Origin of the sequence: Nostoc commune NIES-4072 (genome assembly GCF_003113895.1) — a bacterium.
In the GTDB taxonomy this organism is placed as follows: Bacteria; Cyanobacteriota; Cyanobacteriia; order Cyanobacteriales; family Nostocaceae; genus Nostoc; species Nostoc commune.
The window spans coordinates 2,491,691-2,513,158 of sequence record NZ_BDUD01000001.1 but is presented as its reverse complement, the minus strand read 5'-3'; the positions used below and the strand labels follow the sequence as shown (position 1 = coordinate 2,513,158).

19 protein-coding genes and 1 pseudogene are annotated in these 21,468 nt (G+C 41.6%); 8 read left to right on the top strand and 12 right to left on the bottom strand.

Annotated features, from left to right (window positions below):
• Nucleotides 1-362: 362 nt before the first annotated feature.
• From CDC33_RS11120 to CDC33_RS11095, 6 genes are all read right to left on the bottom strand, one after another.
• A complete protein-coding gene (locus tag CDC33_RS11120) occupies nucleotides 363-854 on the bottom strand; it encodes a DUF4174 domain-containing protein (RefSeq protein WP_109008532.1) in 492 nt (163 codons plus the stop codon).
• Nucleotides 855-983: 129 nt separating this feature from the next.
• Nucleotides 984-2,705 carry a precorrin-3B C(17)-methyltransferase gene (gene cobJ, locus CDC33_RS11115; protein ID WP_109008531.1) on the bottom strand — a complete coding sequence of 574 codons (1,722 nt, stop codon included), beginning with the start codon at nucleotides 2,703-2,705 and terminating at the stop codon, nucleotides 984-986.
• Nucleotides 2,706-3,000: 295 nt separating this feature from the next.
• On the bottom strand, nucleotides 3,001-4,293 hold the full coding sequence (locus CDC33_RS11110) for a DNA methyltransferase (RefSeq protein ID WP_109008530.1): 1,293 nt from the start codon (nucleotides 4,291-4,293) through the stop codon (nucleotides 3,001-3,003).
• Between the two features lie 123 nt (nucleotides 4,294-4,416).
• Nucleotides 4,417-4,572, bottom strand: coding sequence for a type II toxin-antitoxin system HicB family antitoxin (locus CDC33_RS11105; RefSeq protein ID WP_109008529.1), 156 nt, complete (start codon nucleotides 4,570-4,572; stop codon nucleotides 4,417-4,419).
• 79 nt (nucleotides 4,573-4,651) lie between these two features.
• Nucleotides 4,652-5,041, bottom strand: coding sequence for a hypothetical protein (locus tag CDC33_RS11100; RefSeq protein ID WP_109008528.1), 390 nt, complete (start codon nucleotides 5,039-5,041; stop codon nucleotides 4,652-4,654).
• 40 nt (nucleotides 5,042-5,081) lie between these two features.
• Nucleotides 5,082-6,581 (bottom strand): acyl--CoA ligase, encoded by a 1,500-nt coding sequence (locus CDC33_RS11095; protein ID WP_109008527.1) that lies wholly within the window; start codon nucleotides 6,579-6,581, stop codon nucleotides 5,082-5,084.
• A gap of 224 nt (nucleotides 6,582-6,805) precedes the next feature.
• On the opposite strand from CDC33_RS11095, the gene CDC33_RS11090 reads away from it, so the two are divergent.
• The gene (locus tag CDC33_RS11090) at nucleotides 6,806-7,882 is read left to right on the top strand and encodes a glycosyltransferase family 4 protein (protein WP_109008526.1); all 1,077 of its coding nucleotides are present in this window, start codon (nucleotides 6,806-6,808) and stop codon (nucleotides 7,880-7,882) included.
• A gap of 66 nt (nucleotides 7,883-7,948) precedes the next feature.
• Entirely contained in the window at nucleotides 7,949-8,734 is a 786-nt protein-coding gene (locus CDC33_RS11085) for a WecB/TagA/CpsF family glycosyltransferase (protein ID WP_181373968.1), read from the top strand.
• 514 nt (nucleotides 8,735-9,248) lie between these two features.
• Here the strand turns inward: CDC33_RS11085 and nifH are convergent.
• A pseudogene (gene nifH, locus CDC33_RS11080) lies at nucleotides 9,249-9,648 on the bottom strand (nitrogenase reductase); the annotation flags it as partial.
• 535 nt (nucleotides 9,649-10,183) lie between these two features.
• On the opposite strand from nifH, the gene CDC33_RS11075 reads away from it, so the two are divergent.
• The 4 genes from CDC33_RS11075 (at nucleotide 10,184) to CDC33_RS11060 (ending at nucleotide 14,082) form a co-directional block, all read left to right on the top strand.
• The gene (locus CDC33_RS11075) at nucleotides 10,184-10,534 is read left to right on the top strand and encodes a hypothetical protein (protein ID WP_109008525.1); all 351 of its coding nucleotides are present in this window, start codon (nucleotides 10,184-10,186) and stop codon (nucleotides 10,532-10,534) included.
• A gap of 77 nt (nucleotides 10,535-10,611) precedes the next feature.
• Nucleotides 10,612-10,986, top strand: coding sequence for a hypothetical protein (locus CDC33_RS11070; RefSeq protein WP_109008524.1), 375 nt, complete (start codon nucleotides 10,612-10,614; stop codon nucleotides 10,984-10,986).
• A 900-nt stretch (nucleotides 10,987-11,886) separates the two neighbouring features.
• Entirely contained in the window at nucleotides 11,887-13,386 is a 1,500-nt protein-coding gene (locus CDC33_RS11065) for an SIMPL domain-containing protein (protein ID WP_109008523.1), read from the top strand.
• A gap of 465 nt (nucleotides 13,387-13,851) precedes the next feature.
• The gene (locus CDC33_RS11060) at nucleotides 13,852-14,082 is read left to right on the top strand and encodes a DUF6737 family protein (RefSeq protein ID WP_109008522.1); all 231 of its coding nucleotides are present in this window, start codon (nucleotides 13,852-13,854) and stop codon (nucleotides 14,080-14,082) included.
• Nucleotides 14,083-14,198: 116 nt separating this feature from the next.
• Here CDC33_RS11060 and CDC33_RS11055 read toward each other — a convergent pair whose 3' ends face one another.
• From CDC33_RS11055 to CDC33_RS11035, 5 genes are all read right to left on the bottom strand, one after another.
• A complete protein-coding gene (locus tag CDC33_RS11055; RefSeq protein ID WP_109008521.1) occupies nucleotides 14,199-15,167 on the bottom strand; it encodes a TauD/TfdA dioxygenase family protein in 969 nt (322 codons plus the stop codon).
• A 284-nt stretch (nucleotides 15,168-15,451) separates the two neighbouring features.
• Entirely contained in the window at nucleotides 15,452-17,488 is a 2,037-nt protein-coding gene (gene ligA / locus CDC33_RS11050; protein WP_109008520.1) for an NAD-dependent DNA ligase LigA, read from the bottom strand.
• A gap of 86 nt (nucleotides 17,489-17,574) precedes the next feature.
• On the bottom strand, nucleotides 17,575-18,639 hold the full coding sequence (locus CDC33_RS11045; RefSeq protein ID WP_109008519.1) for a vWA domain-containing protein: 1,065 nt from the start codon (nucleotides 18,637-18,639) through the stop codon (nucleotides 17,575-17,577).
• Between the two features lie 346 nt (nucleotides 18,640-18,985).
• Nucleotides 18,986-19,291: a type II toxin-antitoxin system RelE/ParE family toxin gene (locus CDC33_RS11040; RefSeq protein WP_109008518.1), complete on the bottom strand. Its 306-nt coding sequence runs from the start codon at nucleotides 19,289-19,291 to the stop codon at nucleotides 18,986-18,988.
• Nucleotides 19,291-19,548: a type II toxin-antitoxin system ParD family antitoxin gene (locus tag CDC33_RS11035; RefSeq protein WP_109008517.1), complete on the bottom strand. Its 258-nt coding sequence runs from the start codon at nucleotides 19,546-19,548 to the stop codon at nucleotides 19,291-19,293. Before CDC33_RS11035 ends, CDC33_RS11040 begins: the two co-directional genes overlap by 1 nt.
• 736 nt (nucleotides 19,549-20,284) lie before the next feature.
• Here CDC33_RS11035 and CDC33_RS11030 point away from each other — a divergent pair.
• Nucleotides 20,285-20,647, top strand: coding sequence for a hypothetical protein (locus tag CDC33_RS11030; RefSeq protein ID WP_109008516.1), 363 nt, complete (start codon nucleotides 20,285-20,287; stop codon nucleotides 20,645-20,647).
• Nucleotides 20,648-21,020: 373 nt separating this feature from the next.
• Nucleotides 21,021-21,464, top strand: a complete 444-nt coding sequence (locus CDC33_RS11025; RefSeq protein WP_109008515.1) for a retroviral-like aspartic protease family protein — start codon at nucleotides 21,021-21,023, stop codon at nucleotides 21,462-21,464.
• Nucleotides 21,465-21,468: the final 4 nt, after the last annotated feature.

The following is a 21,468-nucleotide window of genomic DNA, read 5'->3' as shown; positions in this document are numbered from 1 at the left end:
AAAACGTGCTGCCTATCTTGCTGGGGACTTAAACCCCCAAAGTTCGTTAAACCAATACTACCTAACAATTTTGCTTGTTCGCTGATGTTGCTTTTGGGGACACTCTCACTAGTGGTCTGTCAAATTCATTTTGACGGTTAAGCAGACGCGATAAATCGCCGTTAACTGAGTTCCCCAAAAGTTCCGAGCCATTCCTATCCCAGATTTGATCTACGAGAAGTTCAAACCCAGTTAAAATTAGCACGCTAAAACCGAATTTCTCACAAGCGAGAAAAAATCATTTACATTACGTGGATGAGAGATAATTTTTTTGATACAACAGTCGAAGAAGTAGCGAAGTCAGGTTGTATGAGCAATTCTAGTTACTTTCTGCGTCGCTCTTGCATTTCTTGCTGACGCATGGGCATAGCGTCAATTTCTTCAAAAATTGCTGTCGCCTGCACTAGTGTAGCATCACTGCGCTTAACACTACCATCTTTACCCACCAAAATCACGCGAAAATTTTCTTTGTCAACCCCAAAGGACTCGCGCAACTTGGCAGCAGAAGACTCATCTATTAGCTGTCTGTTGGCATAGCTTTCATTTGTTGCCAAAACCTGAACGAGAACTAAATCCCGATCTGCAAAACCCTTATTATGCTTTTGTAATAATTGCATTTGCTGCTGATAGATAGGGTTATCAACAGACGGTGCAAAGACCAGTAGCACACGGTTTTTCCATTTTTGGGCACTGAGGTTGAATGAAGACATTTTGATGGCATGATTGATTGAACCTTGGACAGTATCAGCTTTGCTAACTGGCGACAGGATTATACACGCTAATAGGGGAAGGGCAATTAATACTGAATTATTCACAATGAGTTGTTGTCTATTTTCTTTCCTTTCAACCTATCATTATCCCCACTTTTTCTCTATCTGTTGATGGTTTGGTATTAGGTTAATTAGGTTGGTGAGAATCGCTTTTAACAGCGTTGCTCATGCCTATTATTCGGTATAGCGACGCGGCGTATAAACCCAAATATTACCATCATGGCGTTTGATAGTTCGGGTTTTTGTGGAACCAATAAGAATAATTGTCCGCATATCAGCGCTTGCTGGTGCTAACTGGTCAAGTGTAATCACTTTTACCGCCTGTCCTGGTCTACCGAGATTTCGCGCCAACACTACTGGTGTATCCGGTGTTCTATGTCGCAGCAAAATATTTCTCGCTTCTGCCAGTTGCCAAGTACGCTCTTTGGAAACAGGATTGTAGAAAGCAATTACGAAATCAGCTTCAGCAGCAGCAGCAATTCGTTGTTCGATCGCAGACCAAGGTTTCAAGATGTCAGACAGGGAAATAGCACAAAAGTCATGTCCAAGGGGCGCACCAATGGCTGCTGCTGCTGCCTGCATGGCTGAGATGCCTGGTGCTACATGAATGTCGATAGTGTTCCATTCGGGTAAGGCATAGCGATCGCATACTTCAAAAACTGCTGTTGCCATTGCATAGATACCGGGGTCGCCAGATGAAACTACGGCTACATATCGCCCAGTTGCGGCCAAATCAAGGGCCATTTTTGCTCGTGCTTCTTCTTCGCGGTTGTCAGACTCATGCCGTTGCTTGCCATCAGCTAGAGAACCAACTAAATCTAAATAAGTTTTATAACCCACTAAGTCAGTTGCCGACTTGAGTATCTCCTTCACTTCTGGAGACATCCACTGCGATCCACCAGGCCCTGTGCCAATAATCGCTAACCGTCCGCGTGGTTGACCGATGGTGCTGGGGTCAATTGGTTGAGGGGCAATAGCGATCGCAATGTCGGGAGATGAGGAAGGTAAGGGAGATGTACCTGTGGCTGCGATCGCTACTGCTTGGGCGGGGCTATAACCTTGTGATAACAGACTTTCTAGCTGATTTGGGGTAAAAAAGCGGGCAGGCACTCCTAAGGCACTAGCTACGGCGTGGATTGCGAGATCGGCTGCGGCGGTGATGGGTGCAAATATCCCGGCGACTGATGCTTTTTCTAGTGAGGCATCAACTAGTAGCTGCTGTACTAAAGTGACTGCATCATCAATGGGGGTACTAATTGCGATCGCGATCGTTGCTGGGTGGTAGACAAGGCAGTTGGCTGTAGGAGTCACCAAACGTTCCGTAACTTGAATGGTCAAATCTCCCTGTGGATCTATGGGCAGTTTGCGATCGCTCAACCAAGGTGCTGTGCCTTCTAACTTGACTTTTGCCCCGGCTAGCAAATCTGAGATAAATTTCTTCGCATCCTCTGGGTTTGCTAAATGGTATCCGGGGGGAGGAGATAACAGCGTTGTACCCAAACGTATATCGCCTGTGGTTGTAATTGCAGGTTTGATATCAAGGGCTTCAGCAATGCGACGGGCCAAATCGTTCACCCCAGCAAGTCCGCCCAAGAGGGGGACAACAGCGCTACCATCTTCAGCCACAGCTAACACGGGTGGTTCCTGTTGTTTATCTGAGAGGATGGGGGCTAGCGTCCTAATTAAAATACCGGCGGCACAAATGCCAATTAGCGGCGTTCCTTGAGCAAATAACTCGCGCAACGTCTCGCCAAAGTTAGCAAAACTGACATCAACTCCCGATGTGCGATCGGCTAGACCGTATAGTGTCGCCCCTGGTAGGACAGTGATTATTTTACGTGCTACTGTGAGGCTATTTTGACCTAGTATTACAATGGCGGGTGCAACGTTCATCATTACTTAATTACGAATTATTTAATTAGCACTTTAAATAAATGTTCTGAGAAATTTGAGCGCTTCAATTTTATTGTTAAATATGGCGTGAATTAAATCACCATTATTATAACGAATATCAATCTCGTATTTTAATGCTGGGGCAAATGTAGGTTGATTTTCTGGATAATTATGAATATATTCAATAGCATTTTCGACAGTGGCACTTTGTTGAGATATGCCCTAAAATCTGACCCCATTTATGTGAAAATGACTCTGCCATTACATTCTTGCAAAAATAATTTGTGTTGTGATTACCCTACCCGTAAACCCACAAACAACCTTCGCAAAGAGGAACTGTATGCTTGCGATTTTTCCACTTCACATTTCGGTCACGAACTTTTTCAAAATTAAAAGATTTAAACCCTGCTGCTTGTGCTAATAAACCCATCCATTCAATCACCGGAATATAAACACCATAGGGAGCAGAATCACCAATCATAAAACAAACTGTTGCAGGACTTTTGCAGACTCTGCGAAGTGCTATCCAAACTCTAGCCATATCCAAAAAATAGCAGGCAATCATCAAATGATAATTCTTTTTACCTCCATGTAAATGTCGTTCCTGGGATAATTTGTGACAGGTTTCAATAATACTAGCTTTGATTGGATATAATTCATGAGATGCTAGAACTTCGTCGATGTTTACATTCTTATTGGTTACGTGCTGGGAACATGAACGAATTAAGTATTGCCTCACCGCACTTTGTAAATCACCCCAACCGGAAATTTCTTTCATAAAACACATTTCTAGACGTGTAGCATCTGCATAGTCATAGTTGTTAGCATACGGTGGTGATGTGATTACCAAGTTGGCAAAATTATCAGGTACACCCTGGCAAGTTCGAGCATCAGATTGAATAAGACAAGCAACAGAAGCCGCCATTTTTCCGGCAATTCTCATATCTGTAGCTATACTCTCTGCCATTAGCCCAAAAGCAGACATTGCATCTAAAGAATATTGTTTCTTTTTATTTGGTAAGATGTACTGCCAAGGTGCAGTTCCAGCATGAGAAACATGACGAAGAATTGATATAAGCGTTAACCAAGCTAACTGAGATTCAGATGAATCATCAGCAAGTTTTTCCCAAGATTGGCGCAATCTATCTAGAGACTCAAGTGAAGATATACTAAAGCATTCATGAATCAGCTTTGGGTATGTATCTATACAGGGTTGAACATTTTCGGCACGTTTTATAACTTTTTGTATATGTTCAAGATAAGCATCAGCGTCAGTTTGATATAAAAGTTTAGCTCTTGCTATACGCACAACAAAGGGATGAGCCTCAATTCCCAAACATTTAACTCCAAGCTTTTCAGATGCGAGTAAGGTTGTACCAGAACCAGAGAATGGATCTAAGACAGTAATTTCTCCTCGTTCTTTAGCTTGGCTAATTATAGTTTCAACCCATTGTGCAGAGAAACCTGCACTAAATCTAAACCAGCGATGAACTGGCAATTTCATGTTATTAATGAATGTAGATGAACTGTCTAAGGATTTGGAAGTGCAAAAAGAAAATTCTTGAAATGGCAATTCTAATTGTTGATTCATGTGGATAGTTATTATTTATGAAGCGATCGCTTGACAATAAATAGGTAAAATACGACTTTGCAATACTAGTACACAGTATTTATCGCAGTTGATTAAAATGTTCCTCTGTAATACCCAACTGCTTTAGAATTTCATTTCAAAAACATAGACAAGTTCAGCACGGGCCTCATCTGGCGTTTGTCCCAAAGCGTGACAACCGAAAATCGCTGGTACATAGGCAAAAAATGTACCATTGTTATCGGGACAGATAACAGTGGTGTAGTCTTGTAAAGACTTCATGGGGATAGGCGCGAGCTTGAGTTACAGCTTTAATTTACAGCGATCGCCTCTTTATAAAGAAATGCGATCGCTTCTTATTTCAATTAGCTTTACGCTCTTTCAGAACTTGATCTAGCAAGTTTCTAGCAGATTGTGCTTTAGTTAACGCTATTTGATGGTCATTATAAGCCCGAACAAGGCGAGAAAGACTGCTCACACCTGTCTTAAGTTGCTCAAGCTCTTCACCAGCAACCAGTTCACCATCAAGCATTCGCCCGATTAACGGTTTGATGTCGCCCACTTCCTGCCGGACTTTTTGGAGTTTTTCTAGGCTACTCAGTAAGGTTTTGAGTGAGTTCAAGATGTCGTCAATATCCTGGACATCCTCCACAGCTTCTGGTAAATCTTCAATTGTCACTGTATCTTCATCTGAGATTGTAGGCAATTCCTGTGCAGACATTTCAGTTTTAACCCCGTTTGACCGTGCCATCAAAGCTTCCTCAAGGAATTTTCCTTAGTGTATCGCTGATTTAGCAGATGTTAAGCAATTTCGCCATAGCTAACCGTTGCAGTTTCCCAGTAGCGCCACGAGGTAGTTGATCCAAAATGTGAATTTGCTTCGGAACTTTGAAGTCTGCCAACATGGTTGAACAGTGAGCTAAAAGTTCTTTTTCGCTGACTTCTTCTTTGAGGACAACAGCAGCATGGATATCTTCTCCTAAATATTTGTGGGGGACGGCAAAGGCTAAGGCTTCGGCGACGGCGGGATGGCGCAGCAAAACATCATCAACTTCTAAAGGAGAAATTTTTTCTCCACCCCGGTTAATCAATTCTTTAATGCGTCCAGTCAAGCGGAGGTAGCCGTCTGCATCCAGTGTTCCCTGATCTCCTGTGCGGAACCAACCGTTTACAAAAGCTGTAGCGTTAGCTTCCGGGTTGTTTTCGTAGCCATCTATAACATTGGGTGCTTTTACCACCACCTCGCCCAAGCTTCCCTGAGATAATAAGTTGCCTTCGGAGTCCATAATGCCGACTTCCACACCGAAGCCATAACCGACAGTACCCAGTTTCCGCACTTTTGGCGGTAGGGGGTTGGTGGTCATTAAGTGAGATGCTTCAGTCATGCTGTAAGATTCCACCACCGGAGCATTGAGAGTTGCCTCTAGCTGTTCAATGATAATCGGAGGCAAGGGAGCGCTACTAGAGCGAATGAAACGAAAGCGATTAGCTTTGACAATTTCTGTGTTGCGGCTAGCGCGAGCCAAAATTGTTTGATGCATGGTTGGCGCTGCGGAGTACCAAGTAGGTTTGTAGGTATCTACCAGTTTCCAAAACTCCAGGGCATTAAAACCATTGGGACAAATTAATGTGCCGCCCGATGCGAGAGTTGCCAGCAAACAGCCCACCAATCCGTGAATGTGGAACAGGGGCATTAGGCAAAGTGTAGTGTCGGCTGCTGTGAGTGAGTAAGCACCAATGATGTTGTTAGCTGAGGCGATTAAGTTACGATGACGAATCGGCACACGCTTCGGACGGCTGGTAGTGCCGCTAGTGTGGAGAATCATCGCCAGATCATCAGATTGAGGCAAGAGAGCTTTTAGCTGGGAGCAAGGGGGAAGTTTTTCTTTGACTAATTCAAAACTCAGTGTACCGTCAGTATTTACCTTGGCATTAATCAGCATCATGTCGGGTGTGACGGCGGCAATGGCTGCTTTTGGCGACTCAGATAGCGTAATCAGTGCTTTTGCTTGGATATCTTCGTAATAGAAGGCAAATTCTTCTTGTTTGTATTTAGGATTTAAGGGTGCAGCAGTGCCACACAGGGCAACAGCCAAAAAGGTAATAGCCATTGGTGAACCGTTAGTCATGGCAATGGCAATGCGTTCGCCTCGTTTCAATCCAAAGCTGTTGAGTTGTGATACCAGTTCAATAACATTCTCGCGCAATTGCTTATAGGTTAGCGATCGCTCAGACGGCGTAACTAGGGCTAGATGATTGTCTTCCCCCGCTAAAAGCTCAAATAAGTTCATTAGTTTTTCCGGTCTGTCAACAGATGATTAAACCAGTTTTAAGAATAAAGTACACGCCACGGGTTAACAACGTTTAACCCATTCTTGACGACATGGTAATCTTTATTACACTAAAACTGTTAATGACTATCATTGACAAATACATAACTTAATCATAGTTTAAGTAGGGTATGCTGTACGTAAATATTTGATGAATTTATCTACCCTAAATAAGCTCTTTTGTTATGAGTCCTATAAAGATTACTATGTTAGGCGAAAGCTTGGAGCGTCAAGGTGGAATAGTTTCCGTGCAAAAGCTCATCCTTGAAGAAGCTACTGAAGCTACTTCCGATATTAAATTTACACATATTACTACTTTACCGAATGGCTCTGCTCCACACAAAGTATTGGTGTTTTTGCAGGCAATAGGGCAGTTATTTTGGAATTTATTAAATAAAAAGGCTGACCTTATTCACGTTCATGTTTCAGAGAGAGGTAGCGCTTTTCGTCACTCAATCACTAGTGTCATTTGTTGGCTATTTCAAAAACCGCTAATTATTCATGCTCATAGTGCTGACTTTCATTTGTTTTACTCTGAGCTTCCTCAATTTCTTAAGCAATGGCTCAGTTGGTCTTTTAGGAAATGTACGCGTTTTATTGTTTTATCAGATAGCTGGAAAAAATTCTATATCGAAAATCTTGGTTTGAAGCCAGAGCAAGTTATTGTTCTTCCTAACGCGGTAAGAATTCCTGCCCAAATTCCACAGCATGTAGATTCCAATCAGGTATTTTTCTTATTTTTAGGGCGCATTGGTCAGCGCAAAGGTGCATTTGATTTAATTAACGCATTCGCTTCTCTACCTGCCCAAGAGAAAAGTAAAGCAAAGTTGACTATGGCAGGGGATGGAGATGTAGAAAAAGCTCGTAGTTTGATTCAAACTCTAAATCTTGTTGACCATATCACTATCCTTGACTGGGTAGACAAAGAAAAACGCGACGAGCTTTTAGCTAAAGCTGATGTATTTGTTTTACCTTCTTATAACGAAGGTTTACCGATGGCACTACTAGAAGCAATGAGTTGGGGTTTAGCTGTCATAACTACTAAAGTAGGAGGGATACCCGAAGTAGTTACTCAAAACCAGAATGGTTTATTACTTAATCCAGGTGACATTCAACAGTTGTCTGAGGCAATGCAATCTTTGATTGCAGATAAGAATTTGAGAATATCTCTAGGAAATAATGCCCGGATAAGTGTTAAACACTTGGATATCAACGATTATCTTGCATCCTTGAAATACATTTATGCATCAGTCGTAGGTTGAGAGCCATATTCTGATGATCATTGATTAACCATAAGCTTGTGTAAAGTAGACAAGGAGGAAATAACAATGGAAACAATGGATACGAAAACTTTCCCTGAAATCAAGTTGTTTGATACAAGATTCCATAAAGTTAAAGTACAAGAATTAATCGATTATTTAGTAGAATCAGTCAAAAAACCAAAAAAAACAATTGTCGAAAATGTGAATATTAGAGCTATGAATTTTGCTTATGAAAAATCTTGGTATCGAGATTTTTTAAATAATGCAGATTTAGTATTTTGCGATGGATTTGGCGTATTGTTAGCGGCTAACTTAAGCGGTTATTCGCTGGATTCTGCACATCGGATGACAGCACCAGATTATATAGAAGATTTAGCATTAAAATGTGAAAAAGAAAATGTTTCTTTGTTTTTATTAGCTGGAAAACCCGGCGTAGTGGACGAAGCAATTACAAAGTTAGTATCAATTGCACCTAATCTCCGGATAGACGGACATCATGGTTACTTTGAAAAATCAGGAAAGGAGAATGATTTAATAATAGAAAAAATCAATAACTTTCGACCAGATATTTTATATATTGGTTTTGGTATGCCATTACAGGAGCGGTGGATTTTAGATAACTTCAATAAAATTGAAGCTCGTGTATTTTTACCTTTAGGCGCGTGTCTAGATTTTTATACTAACTCTACATATCGTGGCCCCGAGTGGCTGACGAATAATGGTTTTGAGTGGTTAACACGCTTAATTACTGAACCTACTCGTCTCTGGGATCGTTATATCATAGGTAATCCATTGTTTTTTTATCGTCTATTTAAGCAAAAAATCGCTCAAAAATTGGTAGCAAATCGCTAAGAGGTTGTTTGAAAATTCTGGCGTTGCTGATCGCGCTATGAAAACAATTGTGCGTTGTAGTGAAAATCCTTGTAGAAACGTAAAATTTTACTTCTCTACATCCAAGTTCATACCTCGATTCAGCAAGGCCAAAATTTCTATTATCGGTATAAAAAGGTTTTAGATTCCTCTAAATCTACGCCAGTTATTCATGGCGGAATGGCAGACAAAACCTTTTTTAGAGTGTTCGTCGGCAAAAGCTTCAACGGCATACTGAGAACGCCAGTAACTCTAGGAACGTTGAGAAGTCTTAAGGCTTCTTAGGGAAATAATCACCAACTAAAACCGAAAGCTTTAGTTGGTGATGCGTTCAAAAACCCATTTTCTACTGACAAAGACCCTACACGTAGAAAGCTTTACAGCAGTTTTCATTTATTTCAACCACATGTATCATAGGGGCACAGCATTGCTGTGCCTATAGGGCGTAGTCTATTTACCTGAAAATAGCTTTAAAAGTCGGGGTACAGAACTGGACTTACTTTTTCTCGCTACCAGCAACGATTTCGACGTTTCCTTTTGCAAGTGCTTCTAGTGCTTCGCCTTGAGCATCTTCTTGTCTCTTTTCACCATCTGCTTGAGCGATCGCAGCGTTAGTCAGTTTTGCTGCATTTATCTTCACTTTCGAGGATACCAAATTCAATCAATAAATCTTCTAGCTCGTCCATCTCAATGGGTGTAGGAACAGCAAAAAATTGATTGTTGATAATCTTGTCGGCTAATGTCCGGTATTCATTAGCTTGTCCGCTATCAGGTGCATACTCGTTAACAGTCATCCGGCGCAATTCTGCGTGTTGCACAATGTTGTCACGCGGCACGAAGTGAATCATCTGGGTACTCAATCTGGCCGCAAGTGTGCTAATCAATTCGTCGGCTTTAATCTCTCAGTTTCAAAAAGCCGTAGCGGATTTAACTAAATCTACCAAGGCAAAGGCACAATCTTTGAATGTATAGCATTTTTGTTCAAAGACATTTTGTGCGATGGCGTACCCGCTTTTTCCCGTGGCGATCGCACTCTTGATTCCCTCTAAAATCAGAATATCATAAATCTTGCCAATTTTCTTACGATGGACAAGAATTTTTGCTCTAATTTATCTGGCACTTGCACAAGAGTTATTCTGGGTGCTTAATTCTTTTTTCAGTAACTTCACTTTATACCAATTAATTTGGTTGAAAGCAGCGATTGATACAGTTTTAGTAATCGCTTTCAGCTTTGATGCTTGATAGGAAAGTAACAAAAACCGTAGAAAACTTACCAACAAATTCTGCCGCATGGGTAAATTTTACCCTAACTAAAAATTGTTAATTTTACTTAAATAAAAATGCAGACAGCATTAGCAGTGCTACGTCACCTTTACTGTGCATAAATGAGATGAAACTACAGTTTTTAGCAAAATAATAATGGAGAGAGTAATGATTACCGAAGAAGACTTAGCCCAACAATTTACCCTTATTATTGAGCAAGCTCACCCAAGAGCGTGGAAATTACTAAGCCAGTGCTATATAAAAGTGCTAAATTCTAAATCAAAAGGAGCATATATTCCTCATGCCAAATATATAAGAATTTACTGTCCTGACAGACTAATTGCTGCTATAGTGGCAGAAAAAAACTTACTGATAGAAGTAGCAGAATATCTGGGTCTAGTTGAAGTTGTTTGTGTGAATGCTACAAATCTGTTATCCGATCCCAAATCGCAGATTAAGAAGGTTTATCCTCAATTATGGTTAGATTTGCAGTGGATTGTTACGCAAAATAAAGAATGATAAAAACTGGGATTTTGGATAAAATTAATCTTGCCTAATCCTCAGCTTGCGAATTTCTTAAAACCTCCAAAAATTTTATGAATCAGCCCTACCCATCTCCAGATGATTTGCCTTCTAATCTGACAATTCAATTGAGTGAAATACTGTTTAGACAACTCGAAGAAGCGACTAAGAAAAACTTTTTCTTGGCGAGCGATCGCATCACACGCATTTTGTTGTCAAGTTGCCATTGGTATTTCAAAATTAATAGTGGGATTCTAATGTTAATTATGATTTGCCCTGATATAGAAACTTATCAGAACATCATGAGCACTGTTCCCCAATTCACCGACATGTTAAAAAGATTTACTAACAGAGGTCGAATTACTGTTAGCCCTCCATCTGACAAAGGTATACCGTGGGTACTCAGCATAGATGAAATCTTGCCTGAAGAAGACTCACCCACTACCTGATAAATATATTTTAGGACTTACGCACTGTACAAAATAACTATCTTGTGCATCAACCTAAATACGTTGTTTCGGGCTTTTATCAATCACCTTTGATTGAGTGCGTAGGCGTAGCCCGCCGCAGGCATCGCTAAAATCTCATTGAAAAATCTAGCTATCAGCCTTGAAAACTCTACCTGTTATTTTGGCTTTTCTGTCAATGCGTAAGTTCTATATTTATGGAAAATAATTCACTGGGTTTTGGCGTACCAGATGGTAAAAGTGCCTTAATTGCTACAATTATGGCCCTTTTAGATTCAACAAATTTGTTACGTAATCACGACTTACGCAGTACAATTATTTCGTTGAGTTGGTCATAGCCCATAGGGAATGGGGCATCGGTGAATTTTCCATGCCCAATACTTCGACTTACCTCGGCTCCGCTCGGCACGAGTCGCTCAGTACAAGTGCCCGATGACCAATGCCCAGCCCAAACCCTAGATTTTTCGTTACTAATGCGTAAGTCCTAGTAATATTAAGTCGCAGATGGCATTATAAAGATTGCATTCACTACTTGACATATCAACACTGCGTTTTCTACCGCCTTTTCTAGTGTCTGTCCCATTAATTTTGCGGGGCTACTAGATCCCCGACTTCTTCAAGAAGTCGGGGATATTAACACCACTAACCTCTCAAAAATTTTGGGACAGACTACTAGCTACTGGAATCAGTCTCGATAGCAATTACCACTGCGGCGATGAAAGTTAATTAGGTACGGTGGATTCATGGCTCTCGTTACGCTGTTATCTTTAAGTATTTTTTCCACTGACAGGATATCGGTGAGTGAGCTTTCTTACTCTTGAGACATCCTCTAAGATTAAAACATCAGCAGGTTTCAAACATCATTTAAGCAAGGAAAATAAGATGGCTAACACAAATAATCTCACAGTTGCGAGTGAGCAGGCTCTTGTGATCATCCCTTCCCTGACTGGTAGCACTAATCCAAACACTTCTCAGATATTGGAAGTTACTGGTCAAGGAGAAGTCAACGTTCCCACTACCTTAACTGAGGTGCAATTGGGGATTCAAGTTGAGGGAAAAACCGCAACCGAAGTTCAAGAAGAAGTTGCTCGACGTTCAACAGCAGTAGTTGATGCGCTGAAAAAGCTTGGGGCGCAAGAACTTCAAACTACATCTATTCAACTAAACCCCGTCTTTAGCTTTGAAAATAATACTCAAACCTTAATCGGCTTTAGAGGAGTCAACACACTTCAGTTTGAGTTACCAACAGATAGATCTGGAGGAGCAATTGACACAGCTATCCAAGCAGGCGCGAATCTAATACAGAATATAAGCTTCACTGCCTCAGACGAAGCATTGCAGCAGGCACGCTTGCAGGTTCTTAGCGAAGCTGTCAAAGACGCCCAAGCTCAGGCTGGGGCTGTTTTCAGTACCTTGCAGTTAACCCCCGGAAAGATTATTGACATTGATATTAACTCAGCTCCCAATCCTAGTCCATCTCCTTTGGTGTTTGAAGCAGCAAATAGGGCGTCTTTTGCACCAGATACTACAACTCCTATAATTGGTAGCCCTCAGACGATAGAAGCTAGCGTTTCTCTAGATATCGGTTATTCTCCGAATTCAGCAGGCACTCTCGCTTCGGCTACTGATAATCTCACTGGTGCGATTAAGCAGGCTCTTGGGATTATCGATCCCCTGACTGGTAGCACTAATCCAAACACTTCTCAGATATTGGAAGTTACTGGTCAAGGAAGGGTCACTGTTCCCACTACCTTAACTGAGGTGCAATTGGGGATTCAAGTAGAGGGAAAAACCGCAACCGAAGTTCAAGAAGAAGTTGCTCAACGTTCAACAGCAGTAGTTGATGCGCTGCAAAAGCTGGGGGCGCAAGAACTTCAAACTACATCTATTCAACTAAACCCCGTCTTTAGCTTTGAAAATAATACTCAAACCCTAACTGGCTTTAGAGGACTCAACACACTTCAGTTTGAGTTACCAACAGATAGAGCTGGAGGAGCAATTGACACAGCTGTTCAAGCAGGCGCGAATCTAATACAGAATATAAGCTTCACTGCCTCAGACGAAGCATTGCAGCAGGCACGCTTGCAGGTTCTTAGCGAAGCGGTTAAAGACGCCCAAGCTCAGGCTAATGCAGTTTTTAATACCTTGCAATTAACCCCTGGAAAGATTATTGACATTGATATTAACTCAGCTCCCAATCCTAGCCCATCTCCTTTGGAGTTTAATCTAGTAGCAGATAGAGCTTTTGCAGGAGGTAGTACAACTCCTTTAATCGGTGGCCCTCAGACGATAGAAGCTAGTGTTTCTCTAGATATCGCTTATTCTTCAGCTCCAGCAGGTAATCTTAATCTAGCTCTTTATGGATTGCAGCAATCTACTTAATCAAGACTTACGCAACTGTCAAACAACTAGTACTGCAAGGCGGAAGTTAAAAAGCTTTCATTTTGGGCTTTCTGGCTGTAATAAAACGGTAGGTTTATTTCCGCCGACCTGTACTAGGCGATAAACATAAGAATATTTCGGAGGTTTTACTCTAATTAGGAATGAGGATTTATTAATTTCCAAATTTCCTGCATATAGGAAATTTGTTCCCTCCCCAATACATACGGGGAGGGTTAAGGTGGGGTGACGCCGATGGTGATGGGAAGCCAGAGAACTGAATATCACGTCATTACAAGGGTTTCACGTTAAGTTGACACCTATGGTCGATGCGTTGCCATTGCAGGGCATTGCCAAATTTAATTCGCTACGAATTAATGAAATGCTGTACTTATACCGTTTCACTTTAAGATTGATAAAGATGGCAAGTTGTTCTGAAAAATTTGGAGCGTTACTAAAATAAAACCAATGTCTGAACAAAAGCCCATAAGCCCGTGGAACTACAAACCTTGGTGGTGTCAGCCTTGGTCTATAGTTCTCACAGGTGTAACTCTGATTGGTGGTAGCTGGTTACTATTTAAAACTATCTGGCTAACAGTTCTCGTCTCTATCCCTGTAATGATATGGATGGGATTTTTTGTGTTGTTTTGGCCACAACTAATGATTCGCAGTGGGATTTTGGAGTCGTATAAGGACTAATACCAATTCTGTAAAATAAATTATCCCAAATTCATTTATACGTTTGTAGGGCAGCACAGTTGTGCTGCCCTACGATGGGGTGTTTTTTTATTGGAAGTCCCTTAGCACTCTTTAGCTTACGAAAGCACTGGTTCTGCTTCCAGCTTCTCAGATTTGTTCTTCAAGACCGTTGGTAATTGGCTGTTGAACGCTTCACCTTCAACCACTTGCGATCGGAAACCATCGGGCCCGACTGGAATATCACCCGTTATGGTGGTGCGATAGAGGACGCGCTCAACTTCCAGATGATCCAGATCCTGCGGGGCTAAATGTGAGGTGGCGCGATTGTCCCAGAAGGCAATGTCACCGTTGTTCCATCGGAAGCGGGTGGTGTAGGCAGGCTTGGTGATCTGATTGAAAAACAACTCAAGCAGCAGATCGCTCTCTTGCCGTGACACGTCAAGAATGTGCGAGGTGAAGCCAGGATTCACGTATAATGCTCGTTCGCCTGTCTCAGGATGAACCCTGACGACTGGGTGTATTGAAACCAGGGGATTGGCTGCAATGCGCTGGGCGATCTTGCTATTGCTGGGCAGATTCAAACGCGCATTGAAACGATGTTCGGCTTTCAATCCATCTGCTAGTGCCCGCAGGGGTGCTGATAGACCCTCGTAGGCTGCGACTAAGTTAGTCCACTGGGTGTCACCACCGAAGCTAGGAACGTTAACCGCACGCAAAATCGATGCCGCAGGGGGGTTGACAACTGCTGTCACATCGGTATGCCAACGGCTCTCGTAGCTGGAACGCCGCAGACCGTTGCGCCGTTCGTAACGGCTGCGGTCAATCGGCAGTATTTCTGAGAAGCCTTCAATTGGCTCATCTTCGTGGGGATGCGCGTAGGTAACTTCGCCAAAACGAGCGGTGAACGCAACCTGTGCAGCATGGTCGATGTTCTGGCCGCGAAAGAACACGACTTTCCACTTCAATAGTGCTTGACGAATTTCTTTGACTGCATCATCGTGCAAGGGACGCGAAAGGTCTACGCCACTGATTTCGGCACCGATGAAACCGGCTACCTGCTTGACTTCAATGTGTTTGTTGCTCATCTGAATTCTCCATAGTTTGATCTATAGGGCAGTCTTTGCACTTGTCCATTTCCTTTGGTATGTTGCTTGCACTTAATGACCACATACCAAAGGAAGCGATCGCAGCTGAAAAGTATTATACATTAAATCTATCGATTTACAGTAGTATAGAAATATCCTATTTTTAGACTTGCTCTAATTCCCTCCTAAACAAGAGAATTAGGGAGGATCAAGGCAGAAGCCAAGCTTAATAAACGTTAACAATTAATAAGTGTGACGGGTGTGACGGGTTTGCCAGATATGCATCAATCCTCAAGCATTTCTAACAACTGCGGTTCGCTTAATTGCGTAATTCCCAAGGATAGGGCTTTTTCTAATTTAGAACCTGCATCTTCTCCTACTACCAAATAATCTGTTTTTTTACTCACTGATTCAGTCACTTTCCCACCAGCTTTTTGAATCAAAGCCTTCGCTTCATCTCGCTTTAAGGTGGGCAATGTTCCTGTAATTACAAAAGTTTTACCTGCGAACTTTTGATTACCATCACCAACTGTTTTTGTTTCCTCTGTGGCTGCTAATTGCAACCCTTCTGCTTGTAAGCGTTCTATCAACTTTTGATTGGCATCAATCCGAAACCACTGGTACACAGATTGGGCAATTTCAGCACCAATACCGTAAATTCCTTCAATATCTGATTGCTTTGCTGTCGCTAACTGGTCTACAGTGAAATATTTCTGAGTCAACAATTGGGCATTGACACTGCCAACGTGACGGATACCTAAACCATACAATACCCTTGACCAAGGTTGGTTTTTCGATTGAGCGATCGCATCTACCAATTTTTCAGCCGACTTTTCCCCCATCCTTTCTAATGCACTTAATTTGCTTTTTGTCAACTCATACAAATCGGCAACGGAATGCACCAAACCTTTATCAACGAGTTGATGTACCAGTTTTTCTCCCAAGCCTTTAATATCCAAGGCATCACGACTTACCCAATGTTCAATGGAACCTTTGAGAATCGCTGCACAGGAAGCATTGACGCACCGAGTCACCGCCTCACCTGATTCTCGCACCACTGGTTGACCACAGACTGGGCAATGGGTGGGCATAACGAAAGGTTCAGTGTCAGAGGGACGGAGTTCTTTTAGTACCCTCAGCACTTCTGGGATAATTTCTCCAGCTTTGCGGACAATGACAGTATCGCCAATGCGAATGTCTAATTGAGTAATGCGATCGCTGTTATGTAAAGTAGCGCGAGAAACCGTTGTCCCCGCCAGTTGCACCGGGCGCATCTCGGCTAACGGCGTTAACGCTCCCGTTCGCCCCACATTTACAGCAATATTTTCTACACGGGTAGGGGCTTCTTCGGCTGGGTACTTTAGAGCGATCGCCCAGCGAGGGAATTTCTGGGTAAACCCTAGCTGTTCTTGAAGTTTAAAAGAATTCAGCTTTACTACTACCCCATCAGTCATGTAGGGTAAATTCAGCCGTTCCGTATCCCAGTATTCATAATATTTTGCCACTTCTGCGATCGAGGCACACAGTTTGTGGTTGGGGTTGACTCGAAAACCCATCTTTTCTAATAATTCCAATGCTTCCCATTGGGTATTGGCAATACTGGCGTCATCTCTACCAGGAATGTGCAAGGTGTAGCCAAAGAAATCTAATCGCCGTTTAGCAACAATGCGCGAGTCTAGTTGTCTGAGTGTACCAGCTGCGGCATTACGAGGATTGGCAAATAATTGCTCACCTGCTTTTTGTCTTTCCTCGTTAATTTGTTTAAATACTTCCAACGGTAAAAACGCCTCGCCGCGTACTTCCACCCTTTCTAGAATTTCTAACCCTTCAAAATTCAAACGCAAGGGAATTGAGCGAATTGTTCGTACATTTTGGGTGATATCTTCACCCGTCACTCCATCGCCCCTAGTTGCACCTCTTACTAGAATGCCATTTTGATAGGTAAGAGCCAAAGCAGAACCATCAATTTTGAGTTCACAGACATATTCCACCGAGTCTATTTTTGGTACTTGTCGCCGCCAACGCTGATCCCACCCTTGCAACTCATCGATATTAAATGCATTCTCTAGACTGTACAGGGGGATATTATGCCGCACCGAGGTAAACTGCGTTGCTGGTCTCTCACCCACGCGCACAGTTGGACTATCAGGAGTCGCCAATTCTGGATATTGAATTTCCAGTTGTTGCAATTCTCGATATAGCTGGTCATAGACTGCATCCTCCATAATTGGAGCATCTAAAACGTAATAAGCGAAGCTTGCTTGTTGCAATAACTGGCGCAGTTCTTCTGTACGTTTTACTTCCGGCTTAATCTGAGTCATTATACTTATTACAAAATACCTAGCGAATAGAATAGCCTGCATGAGCAGGCTTTGTTTGGGTAGCCGTGACTTATAGTCGTTTGGATTTAGCGATCCCAGTCTTCGACTTCATATAAAAATCGAGTTTTGCCAATCAGTTTACGATTAGCAGAGGTACTTTGGACAAACACAACATACTTTTCTAGGTTACTCGGTTTAATCCGAATCGTTGCATCCATCGGTAGACCTAACATTTCCCGTGCTGCACCTCCTTCAAATAAATCACCCGTTGTTCGATCCATTAAGATAATTTCTTTTTGAGCCTGGATAGTTTCTGTTTTTGTAAATTCGTAGAAACCTCGCCCAACTTTAAAACTCAAACCATTTTCCAATACAAAGGCTTTAATTGAAATATCTTGTTCAACCTCTAAAATCTGGAAACGCCCTGGAGAAACTGCCCGTAAATCAGCCGATTCATAATAGGATGTTGCTTCCCGGTTCATCATGGTGTTAAATATTTTATTTAACCCACGGCTCATACGTCCTTGGTCAATTACTTCTTGTTCGTAAGCTTGTAGCTGATCATTAGAAGATTGTTGGTAGCAAACTGCTAAAAACAAATCACTAATATACGAAAACTGGTCTAAGTTGATATGAAAACCCCCAGACTTTTCTGCAAGTTCTTGATAAAAAGGAGTGGCATGAGGACGATTGAGTGCTTGAACTCCATAAACTGTAATTTCTGCCTCAGCTAATTTATCTAACTCTTTGCGCCAATTCAGTTTTTTAGGATTGTGTGCTGGAGGATGGGGAATATCATCGCCAATCAAAACTAGTGATTTTGTTGCTGACTTTGACCAAGATAAAGATTGCGATTCATGTAATACCAATTCGTAACATTCTGGTGCATCTCCGCCACCAGTAGGTTCGACATTTTGCACAAAATCACAGATAGCATCAACATCACCGGATATATTAAATATTTTGGTGACATAAGTTGAACCTGCATCGCAGTAGTCACCATGAGCAATAATCCCAATTTTAATTAAGGGAATTTCGTCTATCAGTCTGGTAACGGTATTTTTGATTTTTCGCCGTACTTGAGTAAGGCAAGGGTACATACTCCCAGTTGTATCAAAACTGAAAACAATCTCAATATTATTACTTGCCATCTGCTTACCTAAATTAATATTTAATTTTTAACTTACAAAATTACAAATGGCACGCAATTATGGTTAAAAATTTTACAGGTAAGCCTCTAATTATCATTGCTCCTGATTATATTGAACCTGATTTATAGCGTTTCTCGAATGGAAGCAATACACTTTGACCTCACTTCCATTCCTCTCTCCTTTTAGGAGAGAGGCTTTGAATCTTGCTCCCCAACGCTAGCTCTTAAGAGGCTGGGGGTTAGGTCTGTATTGGACTCAAGCGAGAAGCGCTATATATTAAATTCGGGCAGTCGTTGATTAAATTCGGACAGTCGTTGATTGAATTTGGGAACTCCTTTTTGACGACTTACTCATCATCATCTTCTTCAAAAAGGCTTTGGATGTCTCTTGCTCCATGTAGAACACGAATGACTTCAATCCCTTGGTTTATAGGACGGTAAAAAATTAGATAATTACCTATCGGAAAACTCCGCAGATTTGGTGCTAAGGAATCACGCTTTCTTCCCATACCTGGGTTTGATGCCAGCATTTTGAGTTGGTTGTCAATTTTTTGTAGAAGCCGATCTGCTTTTTCAAAGCTGTCATTAGCAATAAAATTCCAAATATTCAATAAATCAGCTTGTGCTAACGGTTTTTTGAGAATTATTGCCATTATGTGGATTCTCTATGTTGCCGTTGTTGTTTTGCCAATTCAATAATTTCATCCATGTTTAGAGGTCTTGATTCTCCGCTATCAATCCCTTGCTGTATCTCCCGACGCAAATCGGCAAGGCGTATTGCTTTGAGGGCATCCTGCTCCTTGAGCAGCCGTAGACCTTCACGGATAACTTCACTAGCCGAAGTATACATACCGCTTTCAACTTTAGATTGCACCCACTTTTCCAGTTCTGGGGTCAAAGAAACGTTCATCTGCTACTTCTTGATAGACTCATAGCAATAATCTTACCGAGAATAACAAAAAATGTCCAAGTTTGTTATTACTGGATTTGATATCAGGGAGAGAAAAAAGCTTATCATACTTGACTCCAATTGTAGGGGTTAAATGAAAGGCGATCGCCCTCGGCCAAGAGTCCGCGATCGCCTTTATTATTTAAAAATATAGTATACATTTATACCTATTAATAGTTTTTTAAGTGTTTTTACATAGATTAGGCGTGAAGATGTCATTAGTCATTTGTCTTTTGTTATCACAACTGACCAAGGACGACCATAACAAAAATTTTCACAACTCAAATAAGATTGCTATAAGTTCCTATATTGAATTCGGGTAGTCGTTTATTGAATTCGGATAGTCGTTTATTGAATTCGGGTAGTCGTTTATTGAATTCGGGTAGTCGTTTATTGAATTCGGGTAGTCGTTTATTGAATTCGGGCAGTCGTTTATTGAATTCGGGTAGTCGTTTATTGAATTCGGGTAGTCGGAATTCGGGTAGTCGTTTATTGAATTCGGGCAGCCGTTTATTGAATTCGGGCGATTTACAAGAATTTACGTAAAACAATTTAATATATTTGTAGTAGATAAGTCAATTTATACTGAATAATGCGGGTGTCAAGTAACCCTAATTCTGTTTATCCTAGTGCTGTACAGTCCAGGGTAGAAGTCAGTTTTTATCCTGGCGCATTATTAATAACAGAAGGGTGATTTATGTCACGTCCAAAACGCGGGTCTAAAGTAATTGATAAAGCGCAGCGTCGGATTGCGGGTTTGAAATCGATCAATCCCACCTTAGACTTAGGGAATGGGGTAACAATTGACTCCTTTGCAGCCCTCATCAAAACAACGCAAGATAAATTGGAAGCTTATAACTCAAGCCTTTCCACCGTAGATATGACTCAGGAAGCCTTAGAAGTTACCGAAAAGTCACTGATGGAACTAACAGAACACATGTTACTCAGTGTAGCTGCAAAGTATGGCAAGAATAGCGATGAGTACAAAATGGCGGGGGGCGTTCGTCGAAGCGATCGCAAGCGTCCGGTACGAAAGCTTAGGCAAGAGGCTGTTGCTTGATAAATGTGGGTTTTACCCCACCCTAACCCTCCCTGATATATTGGGGAGGGAACTGGATTTCCTGTTTCCCCCCATATATCGCAGGGCTGTTTCATTCCCTAAAAGACCTGAATTTACAAGCGTATCAACCAAAAAATCTGGTAACTCAAAAATTTTATTTGCTCATGAGCCTAGCGATCGCACTTAAATTTACTCGTTGAATTAGTCATTTTTCGATTGCCGACTCTCTAAAATTTCTGGCTGATACTCTTGACAAAATCCTTACCTGAGCGAATGAAACAGCCCTGCATATATCGGGGGGATTAAAGGGGGTAGTAATTCGATTAAAATCACAACATACCATTTTTCAAACATCCTCTTATAGGAAAATGATATGACAAATAGCAAAAGTGAAAAAATGGGCAAAGTAACTACCACAATCACTATTACTAATCAAATTGACCAAACTCTCGCAGAAAGAGGATTTATTCCCACAAAACAAATACGCTCAATTACTTTACATGATGTTTTAGTTGACACAGGTGCAACAAGGCTGTGCTTGCCTAAAAATATTATTCTTGATTTGGGATTGCCTCTGCAAGGAGAAGTAGATGTAAAAATAGCTACAGGAGTACAAAAAGCTCGGATTTTTAAAATGTTGAATCTTTCAGTTGAGGGAAGAGAAGGGACATTCAATTGTATTGAATTACCAGAAGGTTCAGATCCGTTATTGGGATTAATACCTTTAGAAGATTTAGGATTAGAACCCGATTTACAAAATCAGAAATTGCGAGTTTTGCCAGTGGAAGGAAAAGATACTTATTTAATGGTTTTGTAATGGA

What these genes read in the sequence shown, in the direction of transcription:
- cobJ (WP_109008531.1), bottom strand. Translation starts at nt 2,705, where the DNA reads ATGATGAACGTTGCACCCGCCATTGTAATACTAGGTCAAAATAGCCTC.
- CDC33_RS11110 (WP_109008530.1), bottom strand. Translation starts at nt 4,293, where the DNA reads ATGAATCAACAATTAGAATTGCCATTTCAAGAATTTTCTTTTTGCACT.
- CDC33_RS11105 (WP_109008529.1), bottom strand. Translation starts at nt 4,572, where the DNA reads ATGAAGTCTTTACAAGACTACACCACTGTTATCTGTCCCGATAACAAT.
- CDC33_RS11100 (WP_109008528.1), bottom strand. Translation starts at nt 5,041, where the DNA reads ATGGCACGGTCAAACGGGGTTAAAACTGAAATGTCTGCACAGGAATTG.
- CDC33_RS11095 (WP_109008527.1), bottom strand. Translation starts at nt 6,581, where the DNA reads ATGAACTTATTTGAGCTTTTAGCGGGGGAAGACAATCATCTAGCCCTA.
- CDC33_RS11090 (WP_109008526.1), top strand. Translation starts at nt 6,806, where the DNA reads ATGAGTCCTATAAAGATTACTATGTTAGGCGAAAGCTTGGAGCGTCAA.
- CDC33_RS11085 (WP_181373968.1), top strand. Translation starts at nt 7,949, where the DNA reads ATGGAAACAATGGATACGAAAACTTTCCCTGAAATCAAGTTGTTTGAT.
- CDC33_RS11075 (WP_109008525.1), top strand. Translation starts at nt 10,184, where the DNA reads ATGATTACCGAAGAAGACTTAGCCCAACAATTTACCCTTATTATTGAG.
- CDC33_RS11070 (WP_109008524.1), top strand. Translation starts at nt 10,612, where the DNA reads ATGAATCAGCCCTACCCATCTCCAGATGATTTGCCTTCTAATCTGACA.
- CDC33_RS11065 (WP_109008523.1), top strand. Translation starts at nt 11,887, where the DNA reads ATGGCTAACACAAATAATCTCACAGTTGCGAGTGAGCAGGCTCTTGTG.
- CDC33_RS11060 (WP_109008522.1), top strand. Translation starts at nt 13,852, where the DNA reads ATGTCTGAACAAAAGCCCATAAGCCCGTGGAACTACAAACCTTGGTGG.
- CDC33_RS11055 (WP_109008521.1), bottom strand. Translation starts at nt 15,167, where the DNA reads ATGAGCAACAAACACATTGAAGTCAAGCAGGTAGCCGGTTTCATCGGT.
- ligA (WP_109008520.1), bottom strand. Translation starts at nt 17,488, where the DNA reads ATGACTCAGATTAAGCCGGAAGTAAAACGTACAGAAGAACTGCGCCAG.
- CDC33_RS11045 (WP_109008519.1), bottom strand. Translation starts at nt 18,639, where the DNA reads ATGGCAAGTAATAATATTGAGATTGTTTTCAGTTTTGATACAACTGGG.
- CDC33_RS11040 (WP_109008518.1), bottom strand. Translation starts at nt 19,291, where the DNA reads ATGGCAATAATTCTCAAAAAACCGTTAGCACAAGCTGATTTATTGAAT.
- CDC33_RS11035 (WP_109008517.1), bottom strand. Translation starts at nt 19,548, where the DNA reads ATGAACGTTTCTTTGACCCCAGAACTGGAAAAGTGGGTGCAATCTAAA.
- CDC33_RS11030 (WP_109008516.1), top strand. Translation starts at nt 20,285, where the DNA reads ATGTCACGTCCAAAACGCGGGTCTAAAGTAATTGATAAAGCGCAGCGT.
- CDC33_RS11025 (WP_109008515.1), top strand. Translation starts at nt 21,021, where the DNA reads ATGACAAATAGCAAAAGTGAAAAAATGGGCAAAGTAACTACCACAATC.